Annotated in this window: 13 protein-coding genes; 10 read left to right on the top strand and 3 right to left on the bottom strand. The window is 40.0% G+C overall.

Going from position 1 to position 17942, the window contains the following annotated elements:
* Positions 1-49: 49 nt before the first annotated feature.
* The 4 genes from AABK36_RS03925 (at position 50) to AABK36_RS03910 (ending at position 8527) form a co-directional block, all read left to right on the top strand.
* Positions 50-2983 (top strand): TonB-dependent receptor, encoded by a 2934-nt coding sequence (locus tag AABK36_RS03925; RefSeq protein ID WP_309937728.1) that lies wholly within the window; start codon positions 50-52, stop codon positions 2981-2983.
* A 65-nt stretch (positions 2984-3048) separates the two neighbouring features.
* A complete protein-coding gene (locus AABK36_RS03920; RefSeq protein ID WP_309937727.1) occupies positions 3049-5790 on the top strand; it encodes a tyrosine-protein phosphatase in 2742 nt (913 codons plus the stop codon).
* Positions 5791-5855: 65 nt separating this feature from the next.
* On the top strand, positions 5856-6848 hold the full coding sequence (locus tag AABK36_RS03915; protein ID WP_309937726.1) for a tyrosine-protein phosphatase: 993 nt from the start codon (positions 5856-5858) through the stop codon (positions 6846-6848).
* Between the two features lie 185 nt (positions 6849-7033).
* Complete coding sequence (locus tag AABK36_RS03910; protein WP_309937725.1) at positions 7034-8527, top strand: hypothetical protein; 1494 nt, start codon at positions 7034-7036, stop codon at positions 8525-8527.
* A 9-nt stretch (positions 8528-8536) separates the two neighbouring features.
* Here AABK36_RS03910 and AABK36_RS03905 read toward each other — a convergent pair whose 3' ends face one another.
* The 3 genes from AABK36_RS03905 to thiD are packed head-to-tail and all read right to left on the bottom strand — an operon-like array spanning position 8537 to position 12109.
* Positions 8537-9913, bottom strand: coding sequence for a hypothetical protein (locus tag AABK36_RS03905; RefSeq protein ID WP_309937724.1), 1377 nt, complete (start codon positions 9911-9913; stop codon positions 8537-8539).
* Positions 9897-11267, bottom strand: a complete 1371-nt coding sequence (locus AABK36_RS03900; protein WP_309937723.1) for a hypothetical protein — start codon at positions 11265-11267, stop codon at positions 9897-9899. Before AABK36_RS03900 ends, AABK36_RS03905 begins: the two co-directional genes overlap by 17 nt.
* A gap of 38 nt (positions 11268-11305) precedes the next feature.
* Positions 11306-12109, bottom strand: coding sequence for a bifunctional hydroxymethylpyrimidine kinase/phosphomethylpyrimidine kinase (gene thiD, locus AABK36_RS03895; protein ID WP_309937722.1), 804 nt, complete (start codon positions 12107-12109; stop codon positions 11306-11308).
* 132 nt (positions 12110-12241) lie between these two features.
* On the opposite strand from thiD, the gene AABK36_RS03890 reads away from it, so the two are divergent.
* The 6 genes from AABK36_RS03890 (at position 12242) to arsB (ending at position 17734) form a co-directional block, all read left to right on the top strand.
* Entirely contained in the window at positions 12242-14188 is a 1947-nt protein-coding gene (locus AABK36_RS03890; RefSeq protein WP_309937721.1) for a hypothetical protein, read from the top strand.
* A gap of 75 nt (positions 14189-14263) precedes the next feature.
* The gene (locus AABK36_RS03885) at positions 14264-15028 is read left to right on the top strand and encodes a DUF3050 domain-containing protein (RefSeq protein ID WP_309937718.1); all 765 of its coding nucleotides are present in this window, start codon (positions 14264-14266) and stop codon (positions 15026-15028) included.
* A gap of 116 nt (positions 15029-15144) precedes the next feature.
* A complete protein-coding gene (locus tag AABK36_RS03880; protein WP_309937716.1) occupies positions 15145-15489 on the top strand; it encodes an ArsR/SmtB family transcription factor in 345 nt (114 codons plus the stop codon).
* A gap of 49 nt (positions 15490-15538) precedes the next feature.
* Complete coding sequence (locus AABK36_RS03875; RefSeq protein WP_309937714.1) at positions 15539-16012, top strand: DUF6428 family protein; 474 nt, start codon at positions 15539-15541, stop codon at positions 16010-16012.
* Positions 16013-16084: 72 nt separating this feature from the next.
* On the top strand, positions 16085-16693 hold the full coding sequence (locus AABK36_RS03870) for an arsenate-mycothiol transferase ArsC (RefSeq protein WP_309937713.1): 609 nt from the start codon (positions 16085-16087) through the stop codon (positions 16691-16693).
* Between the two features lie 6 nt (positions 16694-16699).
* Positions 16700-17734 (top strand): ACR3 family arsenite efflux transporter, encoded by a 1035-nt coding sequence (arsB, locus tag AABK36_RS03865; RefSeq protein WP_309937711.1) that lies wholly within the window; start codon positions 16700-16702, stop codon positions 17732-17734.
* Positions 17735-17942 lie beyond the last annotated feature (208 nt).

Below are 17942 nucleotides of genomic sequence, written 5' to 3'. Positions count from 1 at the left end.
AACGAAATAAAATTAGAAACGCCATAGCATTGTCAAAAAAAACAAAACCATGTACAGAAAACTACTATTGATCTCATCAATCATCACGCTGATGCTTTCAATATTTGACAATGCAATGGCTCAGGAAATTTCGATTTCCGGCACAGTCAAAGATGATTCGGGAAACCTGCCCGGAGTCACTGTGAGTCTTTTAAAATCCGACAAAGGAACTATCACAGACATCGATGGAAATTTTATAATCAAGTCATCCGAAAAAGGAATTTTCATCCTTCAATTTAGCTCTGTAGGCTATAAAACTCAGGAAAAAGAACTCCAAATTAATGAAAATAAAGATTATGAATTAGGTATCATCTTCATGGAGCAATCTATGAAAGAACTGAATGAAATTATTGTAAGCGGAACTTATTATCCTTCTCAACAGCGAGCTTTCGAGATTCAAAGAAAAGCGACAAACATACAAAATGTTCTAGCTTCTGACGGCATTGGAAAGCTTCCAGACAGAAATGCCGCGGAGGCTATTCAAAGAATTCCAGGAGTGGTCATCGAAAGAGACCAGGGAGAAGGAAAGGGCGTAAGCGTTCGAGGCACTCCGCTTGAATGGAACTCCGTATTGATCAATGGCAACAGACTTCCGGCGACAAATCTCAACGAATCATCTTCAAGAGATGTCTCTTTGGATTTATTTCCTTCAGAATTAATCGAATATGTAGCCGTATCTAAAACACTCACACCAGACATGGAAGGAGATGCTATTGGCGGGTCCATCAATATCACAACCCGCAATGCTCCGAAAGAAAAGCTCTTCAATGCAAGTATGGCTACTGGCTATCATGGACAAAGTGAAAAGCCTAGCTACAATGGATCATTAGTTTATGGCGATCGTCATGGAAAATTCGGATACATTCTTTCCGCTTCGATTTGGGACCGACAGTGGGCTTCGGAAAGTTATGAATTGGTCTATAATGTTGGGCATCCAGAACTAACTCCTAACGAGCAATTCTCTATACAACAACAGGAAATCAGGCGTCAAGAAGGTCGTCGTACCACTTTGGGAACGCATGCAATGTTTGATTATGAATTCAATGAAAATCATACTATCTACCTAGGAGGCCTTTATGATTACTTTGCCAATAAAGAATTCGTATGGGATCATATCTACCAGATGCCTGAAATCCCAGAGCTGGGTACTCCTCGTTCCAATCAGGGAAAAGCTTTGGTATCTGCCAGAGATGGCATCATGTATACCACTTTATGGGGAATAAATCTGGGAGGGAAACATCAGCTGAACCCTAAACTTCATTTGGATTGGGAATATGCCACATATAACTCATTTGTAACAAGTGGAGATAAAGATGAAAACGGCAAGCGTAAAGGTTTTCAGGTCGCTCAATTCTCGCAGGACATGGCTTACTCTAATCTTTCCTCGGACACGCTTATGTATTGGGATTTTGATTCGCCAAACGGAAAAGGCGCTAGCGGTGACGCCTTCCTGCCTTCTTCTGAACAACAAATGGATCCGGATGCACTCAAACTGGACCTGATCGTTCAACAATTCAGGGAAACTAAAGAAACTGACCATGTCGGACAATTCAATTTCGAATATATACCTAATGACAGGTCTCGCTATAAATTTGGCGCTAAGATGAAACTTAAGGAAAAAAGCTATACTCAAAACTCTCAGTACCGTGTCACTTCTCCATTTTTACCCAAAAGTTCTCTGAGTGATTATGAACTGGAAAATTTCGATTCTAAAGGCAACTTTCTTGAAGAATTAGACACTCCTTATGAGCATTTATTACTGGATCAAAAAATTACGGAAGGAGCTTTCAACCAACTTATTGCCGACGCTTTAAAAAATCCGAATGTAGCCAATCAGTCTGAAATAGAAAAAGACTTTATGGCTTTGTACTATGGGCAAGGCACTCCAACAGGAGCTGATTATTATCAAATCACACTTTCTGACAAGGACAATTTATTTACTGCAAAAGAGAATGTTTTTGCTGTATATGCTTTAGGTGATTGGCAACTGACCGACAAACTTTCATTGCTTGCGGGAGCCAGAGGAGAAATGACGCTTATCGAAATTCAATCTACTTCTTTGGGCGAAGAAGGTGAAAAAGCCAAGCATACCGACAAGAAATCCGACTACATCTCTGTTCTGCCAATGGTGCATTTAAAATATGCCCTTCGAGATAATGCTAATATCCGTTTGTCTTATACCAAAAGCTTAGCCCGTCCGAATTTTGGTCAGCTCAATCCGGGAGCCTCTTCCTCTTTTTCCGGCGGAATGCTTAATATCGTTCAGGGAAATACGGACCTTACGCCGACATATTCCCACAATTTTGATTTGCTTGGAGAATACTATTTCAAGGATGTCGGGCTTTTTTCAGGAGGTGTATTTTACAAAAAACTCAATAATGTCATTTACAGCTACTATACTCAAACGGGCAATGTAGTCATGACTGAATTCAAAAATTCAGATGGCTGGGTAGCTGGATTTGAAACAGCTTTCAGTAAGAGGCTGACTTTTCTTCCGGGATTTTTAAGTGGATTGGGTGTTGAATGCAATTATACTTTTATCCAATCTGAAACGGATATCACGAGCTCAACGCTTAATGATCAGGGACAGCTGGAATCCAATACGACGAAGCAGACTTTACCCAAACAACCTGACCATACATTCAATACCAGTCTTTTTTATGAAAAGGACAATGTGCTTGTGCGCGTTGCCGGAAACTACAAAGGCGCTTACATCGACAACTTCAATTCGAGAGGCGATCAGCATTTCAGGTATTACGACAAGAATTTCACTGTCGACCTTAATGCCTCATACTCCTTTTCGGAAAAAGTCAGAATCTTTCTCGAAGTCAACAATCTGACCAACGAGCCATTGAGGTATTACCATGGCACGAATAAGCAAAGAACCGATCAAGTTGAGTACTATTCGATGAGAGGTCAAATCGGATTGAACTATAAATTTTAATTAATCATCACTTCTGAATGGGCTCAATACCGAACCTATTTACCCTATTTCTAATAAATCATAATATGAAAAGATCCTATTTTCTTAAAGGAACTCTATTACTGTTTGCAATGATATACAGCCTGACATGGTCTATGGCTCAAGATAAAATCTCTGTGGATTATCGTAACTACACTTCGCAACCACATACTGCTTTACAAGAAAAAAATAAAGACGGAGAGTTCCAGTTTGCCATCGTTTCCGATCGTACTGGCGGACATCGAGCTGGGGTTTTCAAAAAAGGAATCGAGAAAATCAATCTAATACAGCCTGAATTCATTGTCAGTGTTGGAGACTTGATCGAGGGATATACCACTGACGAAAAAGAAATTAATGATCAATGGAATGAGTTTGATCAATTTGTTAATCATGCCGATATGCCTTTCTTTTATGTGGCAGGAAATCATGACTACTCTAACCCTGAAATGGGAAAAGTATGGAACAAAAGACTCGGTCCGGATTATTATCATTTCAAGTATCAGGATGTTCTTTTCCTTTGCCTGAACTCTGAAGATGAATACAGCAAAGAAGGTTACGGCTCAATTAGCAAAAAGCAATTCGAGTATTTTGACAAAGCGCTCAAACAAAACAAAGATGCCAAGTGGGTATTTCTTTTCATGCATCAGCCTTTATGGACTCAAAAAAAGTCAGGCAACTGGAAAAAATTGGTTTCCTCTTTAAAAAACTTCAAGCATACAGCGTTTGCAGGTCACATTCATGACTACACAAGCTATGTCGTTGACGAGGCCAACTATATCACGCTCGGCACTACTGGCGGAGGAAGCAACATGCGTGGAAAAGCTTATGGAGAAGTGGATCACTTTACTGTTATACAATTTAAAGACGGGAAACCCATCATCAGCAATATTTTATTAGATGGCATTCAAAGACATGATTTTGTCACGGAAGAATCCAACGAGATTTTTGCCAAACTGGAACAAAGGCCTCCTGTATATTTCACTCCTCAATACAAAGACGAAAACTATCAGCTCGAAGCTCTTGAATTAGTCTTGGATAACAGCCAAAACTATGAGTTGAAAGTCGATATGAAAGCTTATGCTCATGCGGAGATTTTTCCTTCAATAGTAGAAATACATGAAGTAGTACCTGCCAATACCAAAAAGAGCATTGCAATACCCGTAAATGTAACCAAGCATATCAATTACGAAAATTTATCGCCTTTGGCTTTCGAAACTTCTCTACAATTCACCGACTTGAAAAATGTTGCGAACCAATGGAATCAAATGATAAAATTCAGTCCTCAGACCTTGCATCAATTTTCCTCCAACAAAAATGAAATCATAGTGGATGGCAAGATGGATGAATGGGAAAGCCTGCCTTTCAAAGTTTCTGATCCAGATCAAAACACAAAAATGCATTATGAATTTGGTGTTGTTGATCAGGGAGAATTTCTTTATTTCGGAGTGAATGTAATTGACCCCATTATTGATTTTTCGGGAGGAAAAGATTTGGCCAATGCCGAATCCATCATGATTCAGTTTGACTATAATGATCGATCGGTCAGCGCATTCAATAGCGGAGACAATGCCGGACTTATCAGAAGAGAATGGACTGTATTGGCTATGCCGATTACGGGAGAATCCGGCGATGTTGCCTACAAAATCATTTTGCCCAAAGATGCTGACGGAAAATACACACTAACAGAAAAAGGCTATCAAGCAGAATTCCGTTTTCCTAAAAAAGTCATCAAGAAAAGACAAAATGGAGACTGGAAAGATGTAAGAATCAACGTGCGCGTAGTCGACAGAGCGCATGGACAATCCACTCCCCTATGCTGGCAACCCAACTGGAACAAGGGCGTTCTGGGCACAGGAATATTTCTCAATAAAAACTACAAAGGCAATGGAGCTATCAATGAAAATGACTCTCCTCAAAAAACTCTCACCCGCGCTACTTACGGCTGTCGTGATGAATTAGGAATCAATGTACCCTGCGAACCTGTCAAAGTAGAAAAAATTCTCGAAGGTGCTGTAAACTTCAGGATTCCGGGAGCTAGTTCTAAAGAAAATATCTTGCTGAAAGAAAATAAAGTCTATCGTTCCGACAACCTGAATGAGTTAAGTGCTTCAGATATCAAAAAACTAGAAGAACTAGGAATCAAAACCATTGTGGATTTCAGAACAGAACAAGAAATAGACAAAAAGCCCAGCAAGAAAATCAATACTGTTTCCAATACCCAAGTCTTACCTATAGGCGATCCGGGAAATAAGTTTGGAGGAAAATTAAGTCCTGAAGATCATGCAAAAATGATGGAATGGTTCATGTCTGGCCAGTTTAAGAAAGTTGACAGCTTGTTGACTGGCTTAAATCTGGATGTCATGCAACTTAACATTGACAGCTATGAAGATTTTGTCACGCAAGGCAATGAGCAATTCGGCGCATTTTTGAGGATTTTTGCCGATGAGAAAAACCTTCCGATGATTTTTCATTGCCAAGGCGGTACAGACCGTACAGGCTTTGCCTCAGCGATATTGCTACGCATGCTAGGATTCGAACTTGAATCGCTCACGAGAGATTACCTCGCTACTAATATTTACAAATACCAACAGATACAATGGCTTTTTGAAGCGAGTCCTGAAAACCTATACCCTTTTTATGGCGCTTATATGGATCAGATCATGGCTTCGATGAAAAAGATCGACGAGATATACGGTTCCTTCGACAATTACTTGAAAAAAGGCCTCAAACTTACTGAACAAGAAATCCAGTCAATCCAACAAAACCTGCTTCAGAAACCTCAAAACTAACATTTGAATTCAATCATCATGGAGTCGAAACACACTTTCGCCTCCTATTCATAAAATCAGACACTATGAAAAAAATAAAGCATTTCATAAAAGCAACCCTATTCATCGCATCTTTAACAGCCTGTGAACAAAAAAAAGCGACCAAACAAGCTTCTATCACTGAGACTCCTCAGATGGAAAATAAAACGATCACCTATGAACACGAAGCCTGCCAAGATACCTTCGGCATAGAACTTCCTTCAAATTGCGATCATATCACTCCGCCCCAAAAATTTGACGGGTTGGAAAATTTCAGGGAAATATTCATATCAAAAAACTCAGAAATCAAGATAAAAAAAGGCATCCTATTTCGTTCCGATGCATTTTACAAGCTCAGCACAGAAGATTCGATTTACTTGGAAGGCTTAGAGCCTAAAGTCATTGTGGACTTCAGAAGCGAAGAAGAAATCATTGCTTATCCAGACAAGAAAATTTCTTCTATTCAACAAATCCATCATATCAAAGTAGGTAGCGATCCATCAAAATTCAAAGACCTAATCGACAATGCCTCAAAGGGAAAAATTCGAGACTTGTTTATCAATCAGGAATACGCCAAAGTTGACAGTATACTTAAAGATCTGAATATCAATCTTAGGCCTCTGCGCAAAGAGCGTTACGCTTCTTTCGCCTTAAATCATAACAAAGCTTTTGGGGATTTTATGAGATTACTAACCGATAAAAACAATTTCCCTATCGTATTTCACTGCCAAGGAGGAAAAGACCGCACAGGCTTCGCTTCAGCTCTGATTCTAAAAACCTTAGGACTATCCGAGCAAGATATTTTGGACGATTACCTGATGACAAATTTCTACGGATACGAAAATCTAAAAAAAGCTTACGCCACCAATATTATGTCTTTGCGCCCAACCTATGGAGCCCATACTGAACAAATCAAATCATCATTCAAAGCCATAGAAGAAAATTACGGCACTTTCGACAACTACTTAAGCACAGGTCTTCACCTGACTGACGAGGAAGTAGATGCTATTCGAACCAACCTTTTGGAAGTTGAACTCTAAGTGAAACTCATATTTGAGGGCGTGATTGGGCGTCCTCTGAATTATTTAGAAAATACAACAATAAGACACACTGCTTTAATATTAAACAAAGCACTCATCAAGTATTACATCATTAATATTCTAAACAAATCATGTCCTAGAATTTTATTAATAAAAACCGCCTGCATAGTTTAACCATCAGACAATTGACTCAATCATTCCATTTTGAATCAATACAAGCAAAAAAAAGCAACTCCAATTTTTCAAAAGCTAAAAATGGATGCTCTCGCATGCCTCCTTCTCAACAAACCATTCAATGCTTGATGCACAAAGAGCTTTTCAGGCACCATGCGAAAGTCAGAGGCAAAGAAGATTACCAGCGCAACCCATTCTTACCGCATATCGAACATCTACTGGATGAGTTTGAGCATATCAGAGGATTAAGCCCCGATGAACTGAGGGCAAAAAATAAAATCATATACGAGATTCAACACGAAATTTATCGTTGGAATGACAAATTTCATTTCTTCAAAAAGTCAGCTTCGAACCCTCATCTTCCTGAAGGTTATACCAAGGCTACTGTTGAGTATGAATCTCGCGGGAAAAAACGAGAAGAAGAATTTTTTCTGCCTCCGCATGCTGTTGCCATGTTAAAACTGTTGAATGATTCTCAAAATGAGCTTGAAAGACTAATGATTCATTTTTGGGAACAAAAAATATTGCCATACGTCCCCGACATGATAGAAGAAGCCCAAGCCTCCTCAACATCCAGAGGACATGATCCCAATAGCAGGCAAGAACTTGAAGAACTTTGGGCCAAGATAATCGAAGGAGACAAGTTAGTGGTCAAAGGAGCTCAATGGTACGACGAGGAAATGTTGGAAAAAGGCGTAGGTGACTTCAAAAGCAGAGTGCACACTTTGCATGCGCAACTCATGACCAGTTCCACAGGAAGAGTATTGCTTAGAAATATCATAGAACATCTTGATCACAAGCTTTATATTCAATCGCTGAGATCATTGAACTATGGCCAAAACAATCGAATGTTGAGAAAAGCAGGCGAAGGAAACGATTTCTTCGCTTTTCCATTCTACAATTATTTGGAGAGCATATTCCTTCCCCATGTTTGGAGCGAGGCTGAGGTTTCAGCATTTGACGAAGACTGGCTATTAGCCGCCGAAGAAGGTATCGATGTGAGAGAATTAGCCTTTTCGATGTCAATGCGACGCAGCGAAAAAAAAGTCAGCGAAATGGCCAAAAAACGAGCTCCGGATGGAGAATTGGCTGAAATCTCTGAACATGCAAGAGACAAAGGAATCTCTCAAAACCCTGAAGCCCGAGAAGTTAATGTTTATGAAAATATAGATTTAATATCCAGTTCGGATCAACAGGGCGGAGAAGTTCTAGCTCCTTCATTTATCAGATATGCCAATATGCTATATGCAGCTGTTGACGCGCAACGTCATGGTTTAAATAGAAGCGCCTACTCCACTATGCCTCTTGAACAAAAAATGACATGGGGCCCGGATCATTGGAAAAGAATCATTGAAGAATGCGACAACGGTCTCAGAATCGAGCATAATCTTCCACGACGAAAATACCTTTCAATACAAAAAAATCCAGTTTGGTACAGATCATTGTCTATGATCCGAAGCGGTAGAAAATATCCACCTCAAAAGAACCCTTGCGTTATTTTATAAACTCAAAGTCTATTGCCCTTTCTTATCGTTAAAAAATGCTTCTTGTCCATTGTTTTTAGCCTGTACCCATAAAAACATCGCCTGAGCGAAACTTTGCCATTCGGTATAATGAATTCTTTTATCAATATCTCTGAATTCAAATATCGGAGCTTTACTCAATCCCAAAGGATCCAAGTCATCCATATGATCATGCATTCTACCCATCGATTCCAGTTCTTTGCCAGCTTCTCGATCTGGAAAATATCTTTCGGTCAATTCATCCTTTCCTTCCGATATTTTGCGCACCCATCGCTCCCTTGTCAACACGTCTAATATATTTTGCTTGCCCGAATAATACTTACCCGCTCTCCAGCTATTATATATTCCCTTGCTATACAATGGCAAGTTCATCGGTCCTATACCCAACATGTCATTCATTTGAGATATTATCGCGAGCCAATCTTCTAAATACCTTGCGTCTGAAGTCTGTGTGCTTACAAATCGATACATGCTCGCAAAATCGGTTCTTGCAAGTATCGAAGGCATGGATTTAGGATATGAATCCAGCTTCTCATTGGCTAAAATAAAGTACTGCCCGATTATCTTCAGCAAACCGCACAAGGAAGCTCCAAAACCGTATTCATGTTGAACCTTATCAACCACCTCATTCACACGCTTTAAAGCTGTCGCGCAATGCAAATAACCTTTTCGATACTCAACTCCTTCCTCCCAGTCAATCAAAGTTTTTCTGCCTGACTTTCTTTTTTCTCTAAGCTCCTCCGTTTCATCTTGCCGAGGTTCTCCCAAATCATCAAAAATAGCGTTCATCGCTGACAAGCTTACTCCAGAGGTTGCTTGAAAGCTTCCCGTATCCAGTCGACCATGCCCACCAAGCTTATATATGAGGTTTTCAAACTTCGTAGGCAAATGCCCCATGCTCTTCGCTTTGCGTGTGAGTTGAAATTTAGTCCAATGATAACGAGCCTCGTTGACTATTTCTTCCATGAACAACATAGCCTTTGACATCGCTTCATTCAACCTGTGCAAACCACTAACGGTCTCGTCAAAGGAATCAGTAACAATCTCCAAATATGGAACAAAATTATCATAAGCTAAATCAACTTGAAGCTCAAACCCATCACCTTTGAAAATCATATCTCCTTTATGAAAATTTGGAAATTTAGACTCCAAGGGGAATACCTTGTCTTCGACAACCTCTTTTTGATGCTCTTCATTCCAATATGGATTGTAATCCAGCTCGATTTCAAAGCCTATAGATCTTTGTAAAACTTGTCCTTTTGACCCTAAATCAAAACGTGGAGGCATGGATGACTTTCCCTTATTGCTTTTAGGCAACAAAGGTCTAGCTTGACAGCTGGTTCCTTTACGATTAGCTACAAGTCTCATTGTCATTAAAAAAAGCTTGTTTGCCTTTATTTTTTGCAACGACCCATTTGAAAATAGTATGAGCAAATTCTCCCCAAATGGAATAAGGCAATTTGTGCGTAAATCCTCTAAGCTCAAATACCGGGACTTTTTCCAATCCGAGAGGGTCCAAATTATCCAAATGATTTCCCATTGCCCCCATAGACTCCAGCTCCTCTTTTGCCTCCGGCACAGGAAAAAATGCTTCTGTTAGCTCATCTCTTCCTTGAGCGATTTTCATAGCCCAACGCTCTCTAGTCATTACGTCCAACAAGCGCTCTTTGCCTGAATAGTATTTTTTGCATTTCTTTGCCAAATAAATCCCATGCCTGTATAAAGGCAAACTTAACGGGCCAATATTCAATCGATCATTAAGAGATTCAATCATAGACATCCATATAGATTGAATCCGAACAGAATCACACGATTTCGTTGCTTCTTCAAAAAGACATGAGAAATCTGTTCTTGCCAAGATAGAAGGCATGGATTTAGGGTACTTCTCCATCCTTTCATTGCCCATGATAAAATATTGACCAATCATCTTCAACAAGCCCGCTAAACTTGCGTCAAAACCATACTCCATCTGCAAATCATTTACGACATCTGCCACATGCCTAAAAGCTCTGGCATTATGCAAATAATCTTCATCATATTCCACATCTTCCTGCCAGTCAATCAAGAACTTTCGTCCTTCTTTTCTCTTCTGCTTCAACTCTTCAGACTCTTCCGCTCTAGGTTCCGCCAAATCTTCAAAAATGTCACTGATAGCAGACAAGCTAATCCCTGCGGTAGCTTGAAACAAACCCGAGCTGATACTTCCTCTGCCTAATTTGAATACCAAATTTTCAAATTTAGGAGGTATATTTCCAAAAGCTTTGGCTTTAGCCGGCAATCTAAAATTATACCAGTGTATTCTAGCTTCTTTATATACCTCTTCCATAAAGCTCATCATTCTCATCATAGTTTCTCCCATCCTATGATATCCAGAAAGAGATTCTTCAAATGGATCGGTCACAAGCTCTAAATACGGAATAAAGTTATCGTATGAAATATCTGTCTGCAACTCAAATCCATCACCTTTAAGAAGGACATCGCCTTTCTTGAACATTGGAAATTTTGAGTCTTTAGGAAACACTCTTCCTTTATTCAATTCATCCATATGCTCCTCGTTCCAATATGGATTATAATCCAATTCTATTTCAAAGCCAACAGCCCGCTGAACCACTTCATTTTCATTCATTATCGGCGGTGGCATGACAGACTTCCCTGCTCTGGAGGCTTGCAAAGGCTTAAAGCTTCTGGATTCTTGTTCATATGGATTATGTTGAATTGCCATCTAAGCATTCAACCAACTACCTTCGGCTTCGTTTCAAATCAATCCCAATTTTTGTATAAATAAAAGTGCTTGACCGCTCCATGCCCCTGGCCCAACCTATAATCAGCGCCTTGCTTAATCGCCTGATGAATATATTCAATTCCTGAACCCACTGCGTCATCCTTAGTCATGCCTTTAGCCAAATACGAAGCAATAGCTGAGGACAATGTGCAACCTGTGCCATGAGTATTTTTAGTGTCAATTTTAGAATTTTGGAATGAAAGAATTTTTCCTGAGGCATCCATAAACCAATCCGCGCATATTTCTCCTTCTCCATGCCCTCCTTTCAACAAGACGCTTCCCGCTCCCAGTTCGCTCAACGACAACAAATCTTTCCGATCGTTTTCCAATTTTCTCCCTAACAGAACTTCAGCCTCAGGCATATTCGGTGTTAAAACCGTTGACAAAGGAATAAGCCTGCTCTTCAAAATATTCACCGCTTCTTCTTGTATCAACCGATCTCCGCTTGTAGCCACCATTACAGGGTCCAAGACAATATTTCCCACACTTTTCCTTTCAAGCACATCAGCTATAGCTTCAATCAGTTCCGCGCTATGCAACATTCCTATTTTCACAGCATCCACACCAATATCGTCAATCACCACTTCAATTTGTTTTACAACTATTTCCGCTGGAATAGGATGTATCGCAAAGACTCCTTGAGTATTTTGCGCAGTGATTGCTGTAATCGCTGTCATTCCATAGCATCCCAAAGCCGAAATGGTTTTCAAATCCGCCTGAATGCCTGCGCCACCACCGCTGTCAGAGCCTGCAATACTCAACACTCTTTTATAATTTTTCATTTGATCTCAATTAAAAGCCAGAACTCAAATTAACGATAATGACTTTTATAAATCAATATGCTTTGCAAGTTGTATCAATGATCCCATAAATAAGGCAAACAATAACTGTCTTAAGCTTTTTTAATTCTTGAAATGCTGTATAAACACTCTTCTCATAAGGACATTTCCCGAAGTCAACATAGCCAAAGACAGGGCTTGCAAAAAATGCCTTTGCAATGCTATCGCCTTGTTTCACCCTCCGAATACGCATTTCAAAGTGAAGAGCTTTTCTTTCACAATCAGTATATCAAATCCCGAACTCATCTCGGCGCTTATGTGGACGAACAACAAACGTATAAAAAAGAAGGTGTGGACCTGTTTCTAAATACTGTCGAGCATGATATGACTTCCGTAGAAATGGACAAAAAGACAGAACAACCATGCTCTACCAAAGACCTTCCGTTGCTCAAAGTCGCCAACTCTGGATTAATGGCTATTGAAGCGAGTCCCAAGCATAAAAAATTATTCTACGCGCATCCCAAACTTGTTGCAAAAAGCAATTCAGCATTGGCTCAAAAAACCGACCGATTAAGGCTTGCCAGCGAACCTCATTATAAAGTTTCAGTGCCCGATCTAGAAGGCGAAATGCACGAACTTTGGGCAGTTTTCGCCTCATATGATGGAGAAAAAGCCTCATCTATTGGATCGACTTCTGATTGCAAGCATTTTGCTAATGAAATCATAGGCAATACCTCCACACCAACGGGTTGCGTCATTATGGGCTCGACGGATTCTCGCAAAGTGTTTCCATTCATTCCAACCGAAAGCTCCAAATTTTCCGAACTGCTCTCCGTATTGCTTACTTACCAGTCGAGCTTAAGCCCTCATTCTGTTTATCACGAGCTGGAAAACTACGAAAATTTCACCATCTATCCCGAAGCCTTGGTTTCAGTGCAATCAGGTCCTCCGCAATACAACCCTGAAATTTGCGATGGTTTGGGAGTAAACGCCCATACCCACCCTCTAGTAGGAGAAGCATTCAGAATACTCGGTTTTGCTCCTCCTGATGATTATTACCACGATCAGGATATGGATGAGTATATGGAAAAAGTTCGCAATAGGTCCAGCGTCTACAGTAAATATCACACTGCTTGTCCTGAGCAAGTATTCATACCAAGACAATGGATGGAAAGCCGATGGAATTTTCACTATGCGGGAGTTGTTTGCCAATCTGGAAGAGACTATGTGACTCTCGAAAACTTCAACCGCGTCAATGAAGGCGAAAACACTTTAATCGCCGCCTTTAATCGATTTTTATTAGCCAGTGAAGAGCTTCAAGAAGAGCTAAAAACACTGCTTGAGTCTGAAAAACTTAAAATTCCACGAGCAGGCACAGATAGAATTGCCTTTATCGACAGACTTATGCACACAATTGTGGATAATGGAAGAGCTTCCGAAGAATTGCTTCATGCCGCAAAAAGTTTTCAACAAGAATCCAACCTTGAGATTTTGCCAGAGGATCCTGCCAGCCTTTTTCACTTTGAAATGTATGGTATGGAAAGCGATCAGTCGTTTCATGATGCATTTGAATTCGACACAAAAGGCAATGCTATCACTCATCGAGTGGCGAAATCCTTAGATCTGCAAAAAACAGCTCTCAGAGAGCATTTGGACTTCTTAGTCACAAGACCGCTAGACACTAGTGCTACTTTGACATTCGGTCTGCCAAACTGCGATGCTGTATTGAAAAGAATGGAACATATGTTAAAGCAATTTCGGGATGAAACTTTATTAGCAATAACAAGGTCCCATACCCTGCCTCTTACTCAAAAAGTTCTCGATAACATGGACAAAGAATCCGACCGTATCTTTGGCGAAATGCTTCTTTCCATTCAAAAAGCCTTTTATCTTGACATGAAGATGCCGGCACCTGACATGTTCTCAATGCACTTAGGAAAGATTTTGCTTGAGCTAGACTTCCTCTCCACTCATGCGCAAAGCAAAAAGAAATCAGCTCTTTTTGAAAGTTATAAAGACAAGATCCATACGCTTTATTACAGCTTCAATCGTTGCAAATTTTTGGCAGATCCATCAGATTGAGGATTTTCATGCTCTGATATTTTCAAAAGCTCAGTCTATGACTAAATTTGCGCTATCATACTAAATTCGAATCCTATGTCTGAAATTGAAAAACTTGAACAGAGCCTGATTCCACTAAGGCTAAAGCTGACCAATCACTCGCTTTACAACAAATTGAGCTCCCTTGATGATATAAAAACATTCATGGAATCCCATGTTTTCGCAGTCTGGGATTTCATGTCTTTGCTCAAGGCCCTGCAATTCGAACTCACTTGCAATAGCATCCCTTGGATTCCCGCAAAAAATCCTGTTACCGCTCGATTCATCAATGAAATTGTGCTTGGAGAAGAATCGGATGTGGACTCTGAAGGACTGCCCAAAAGTCATTATGAAATGTACCTTGACGCAATGCGAGAGACTGGAGCAGATACTCTTCCCATCAACAGTCTTTTGGAAGATCTTATTAATAACAAAAGCCTAGAAGATAGCATTGATAAAAATGTCTTGTTCGAAGAAGTAGCCAATTTTCTCAGGTTTACTTTTGAAATAATCAAGGAAGGAAAAATCCACAAAATAGCCTCCGCTTTTACATTTGGAAGAGAAGATATCATTCCCGACATGTTTATGGAAATCATCAGAGAAAGCGAAGCTAAAGGCAAGCAACATTCCAGATTGGAGTATTACCTCAAACGTCACATAGAGTTGGATGGAGACGAACATGGACCACTTTCATTAAAAATGATGGAAGAACTCTGCGGAAACGATTCGAACAAATGGTTGGAAGCCTCTCAAACAGCTCAGCTGGCTCTAGAGCACAGAATCAATTTGTGGGATGGAATAAGCAAGCGCTTGTCCAATTAGATACATTTCGCAGGGCTTAAATGCCCTGCCTGCAATTTCCTGGATACTTTTAAGCAAATAAATTTGCAATTGAGCAACATTCATCGCAATTTTACGATATAATATTAAAAAAGCATATGGGAATCACCAAGACACAGTTATTTTCTGAAAGCCAAAACGAGATCGCTTGCATCTGCAAAGCTTTGGGACATCCCGCTCGCATAGCTATCATCGATCACTTGTTGGAAGCTGACGCTTGCATCAACGGTGACTTGGTCCAGGAGCTAGGTCTTGCCCAAGCCACTATTAGCCAACATTTGAAAGAGCTTAAAAACCTTGGCATCATCAAAGGCACGATCGAAGGCGCTTCTATGAGCTACTGTATCAATCGTGATCGTTGGGAAGAATTGAAAAATATCTATGCCGAGTTCTTTGGAAGATTGGACTCACTTGCTCCCTCGAATTCCAAGGAATGCTGTTAAAAAAATTTGAAAACAATCATCGTAATATTGCAATAAAACATAAACAATCATGAGACTAGCAGAATTCAAAAACATACTTGACCAAATAAACGAAATCAACTTCAGCGACAGCTTTGGAAATCCAATAGCTCCTCACTTCCATATTACTGAAGTGGGCCAAGTATCAAAAAAATACATCGACTGTGGAGGAACAGTAAGAGAAGATGTATTTGTCAACTTTCAACTGTGGCATGCTGAGGATTACGATCACAGACTATCTCCTAGCAAGCTTTTGGATATTATTAAAGTATCGGAAGAGCAACTGCAGTTGCAGGACGCCGACATTGAAGTGGAATATCAAGGAAATACAATAGGCAAATACGCTTTGGAATTCATCGATGGAAAATTCGTCCTTGAAAACAAAAACACTAATTGCCTTGCCCAGGATCAATGCGGAATTCCTGAAGAAAAGCTTCCTAAGAAAAAGATCAAAGTCAGATTGGGAGAACAACCAACTTGCTCGCCTAATTCCGGATGTTGCTAAACTATCGTCAACTGCAATCAGGCGAGCGATAGAGAAATTTATGCCGACTAAAGTACTAACAGAAAATTAAATATGAGCACTGCACAAAGCAAACTAGAAAATGCGATCAAAAGCTATATTGATATCCAAATTAGCGACGATCGCAAGAATGTTCTAAATACACTTGTTGACTATATCCAGTCAAGAGTCGACTCTAAAGCTGAAATTAATCTCAACTTCATCTGCACGCATAACTCTCGCAGAAGCCAGCTATCTCAACTATGGGCAAAAGCAGCTTCTGTATATTTTGGCATTGAAGCGAACTGCTTTTCAGGTGGTACAGAAGAAACTGCCTTCAATGAAAATGCCGTAGCCGCTGCCAAGCGTGCTGGATTTGAAATTGAAAAAATGGATAACAACGAGAACCCCAAATACAAGGCTTCTTTTAGCAAAGAATCCATTACTCTATTTTCCAAAACATACAACAATCCAGTCAACCCTCAAGGTGACTTTGCCGCAGTGATGACTTGCTCTGACGCGGACCAAAACTGTCCGTTCATTCCTGGCGCTACTCGTATTCCTGTAAGATACAACGATCCCAAGGCGTATGACAATACACCAAAACAAGACGAAGCATATGACGAAACATCTCGCCAGATTGGCCAAGAGATGACATACGTTTTTTCAAAAATCATTAAATAGCCTATCATGCAAAAGAAATTAAGCTTCTTAGACAGCTACCTAACACTATGGATCTTCTTGGCCATGGCCATTGGAGTCGGATTAGGATATGCTTTTCCTGAAATTTCCACTTATATCAATTCTTACAGTTCCGGCTCTACGAACATACCGATAGCCATAGGATTGATATTGATGATGTACCCGCCTTTGGCTAAAGTGGACTACAAGCTTCTGCCCAAAGTATTTAAAAACACTAGAATTCTGTCCATATCGCTATTGATGAACTGGATCGTAGGTCCTTTTCTAATGTTCTTCTTAGCCATAGCATTCTTGCAAGACTATCCTGAGTACATGATTGGATTGATACTTATTGGACTGGCTAGATGCATTGCCATGGTATTGGTGTGGAATGACCTAGCTGAGGGCAGCAGCGAATATGGCGCTGGTTTAGTGGCCTTGAACAGTATATTTCAAGTATTCGGATACAGCTTTTACGCTTGGTTGTTTATTACCAAATTGCCTCCTTTATTCGGATTTGAAGGAGCTATAGTGGATATCTCCATCGCTACAATAGCCGAGAGCGTGGCGATATACCTTGGTATTCCTTTCCTTGCAGGATTTTTAAGCAGAATCATTTTAGTGAAAGCCAAAGGAGAAGAATGGTATAAAAATAAATTCATTCCGGCAATATCTCCAATCACGCTTATCGCATTGCTATTTACTATCGTTGTGATGTTCTCGCTTAAGGGAGAGCTTATCGTGCAGATACCAATGGATGTGCTGTTGATCGCTGTTCCTTTGTTGATCTACTTCATTGTCATGTTCTTGATTAGCTTCTTCGCCAGCAAAGCTTTTGGAGCCGACTACAGCAAAAACGCTTCAATTTCCTTCACTGCTACCGGCAACAACTTCGAATTGGCCATCGCAGTAGCTATCGCTGTATTTGGATTGAACTCCGGACAAGCATTTGCCGGTGTCATTGGACCTTTGGTGGAGGTTCCTGCCTTAATCTTGCTAGTGAGAATGTCTTTCTGGCTTAAGAAAAAGTATTATAAAAACTAGCCTGAAAACGTTTCTTAAGAATTCCATACATGAAATGCGATGAGTAATAATTCATCGCATTTTTCATTTATGATCATAACAAAACCCATAATAATCTAGACAAATCCACCCCAAGCATCGGAAAGAATAACATAATTTCGTATCAAACAGAATGATTTGAATATTATTATTAGATTTAAAAATTACAATACATCAATAAGTTTGAATC

The sequence above is a fragment of the Aureibacter tunicatorum genome (assembly GCF_036492635.1).
GTDB lineage: Bacteria > Bacteroidota > Bacteroidia > Cytophagales > Cyclobacteriaceae > Aureibacter > Aureibacter tunicatorum.
This window is presented reverse-complemented; position numbering and strand designations above follow the sequence as displayed.

Excerpts from the sequence above, each read along its gene's own strand:
- AABK36_RS03885 (WP_309937718.1), top strand. The coding sequence starts at position 14,264 with ATGTCTGAAATTGAAAAACTTGAACAGAGCCTGATTCCACTAAGGCTA.
- AABK36_RS03900 (WP_309937723.1), bottom strand. The coding sequence starts at position 11,267 with ATGGCAATTCAACATAATCCATATGAACAAGAATCCAGAAGCTTTAAG.
- AABK36_RS03905 (WP_309937724.1), bottom strand. The coding sequence starts at position 9,913 with ATGAGACTTGTAGCTAATCGTAAAGGAACCAGCTGTCAAGCTAGACCT.
- thiD (WP_309937722.1), bottom strand. The coding sequence starts at position 12,109 with ATGAAAAATTATAAAAGAGTGTTGAGTATTGCAGGCTCTGACAGCGGT.
- AABK36_RS03925 (WP_309937728.1), top strand. The coding sequence starts at position 50 with ATGTACAGAAAACTACTATTGATCTCATCAATCATCACGCTGATGCTT.
- AABK36_RS03880 (WP_309937716.1), top strand. The coding sequence starts at position 15,145 with ATGGGAATCACCAAGACACAGTTATTTTCTGAAAGCCAAAACGAGATC.
- arsB (WP_309937711.1), top strand. The coding sequence starts at position 16,700 with ATGCAAAAGAAATTAAGCTTCTTAGACAGCTACCTAACACTATGGATC.
- AABK36_RS03915 (WP_309937726.1), top strand. The coding sequence starts at position 5,856 with ATGAAAAAAATAAAGCATTTCATAAAAGCAACCCTATTCATCGCATCT.
- AABK36_RS03920 (WP_309937727.1), top strand. The coding sequence starts at position 3,049 with ATGAAAAGATCCTATTTTCTTAAAGGAACTCTATTACTGTTTGCAATG.
- AABK36_RS03890 (WP_309937721.1), top strand. The coding sequence starts at position 12,242 with ATGCTGTATAAACACTCTTCTCATAAGGACATTTCCCGAAGTCAACAT.
- AABK36_RS03875 (WP_309937714.1), top strand. The coding sequence starts at position 15,539 with ATGAGACTAGCAGAATTCAAAAACATACTTGACCAAATAAACGAAATC.
- AABK36_RS03870 (WP_309937713.1), top strand. The coding sequence starts at position 16,085 with ATGAGCACTGCACAAAGCAAACTAGAAAATGCGATCAAAAGCTATATT.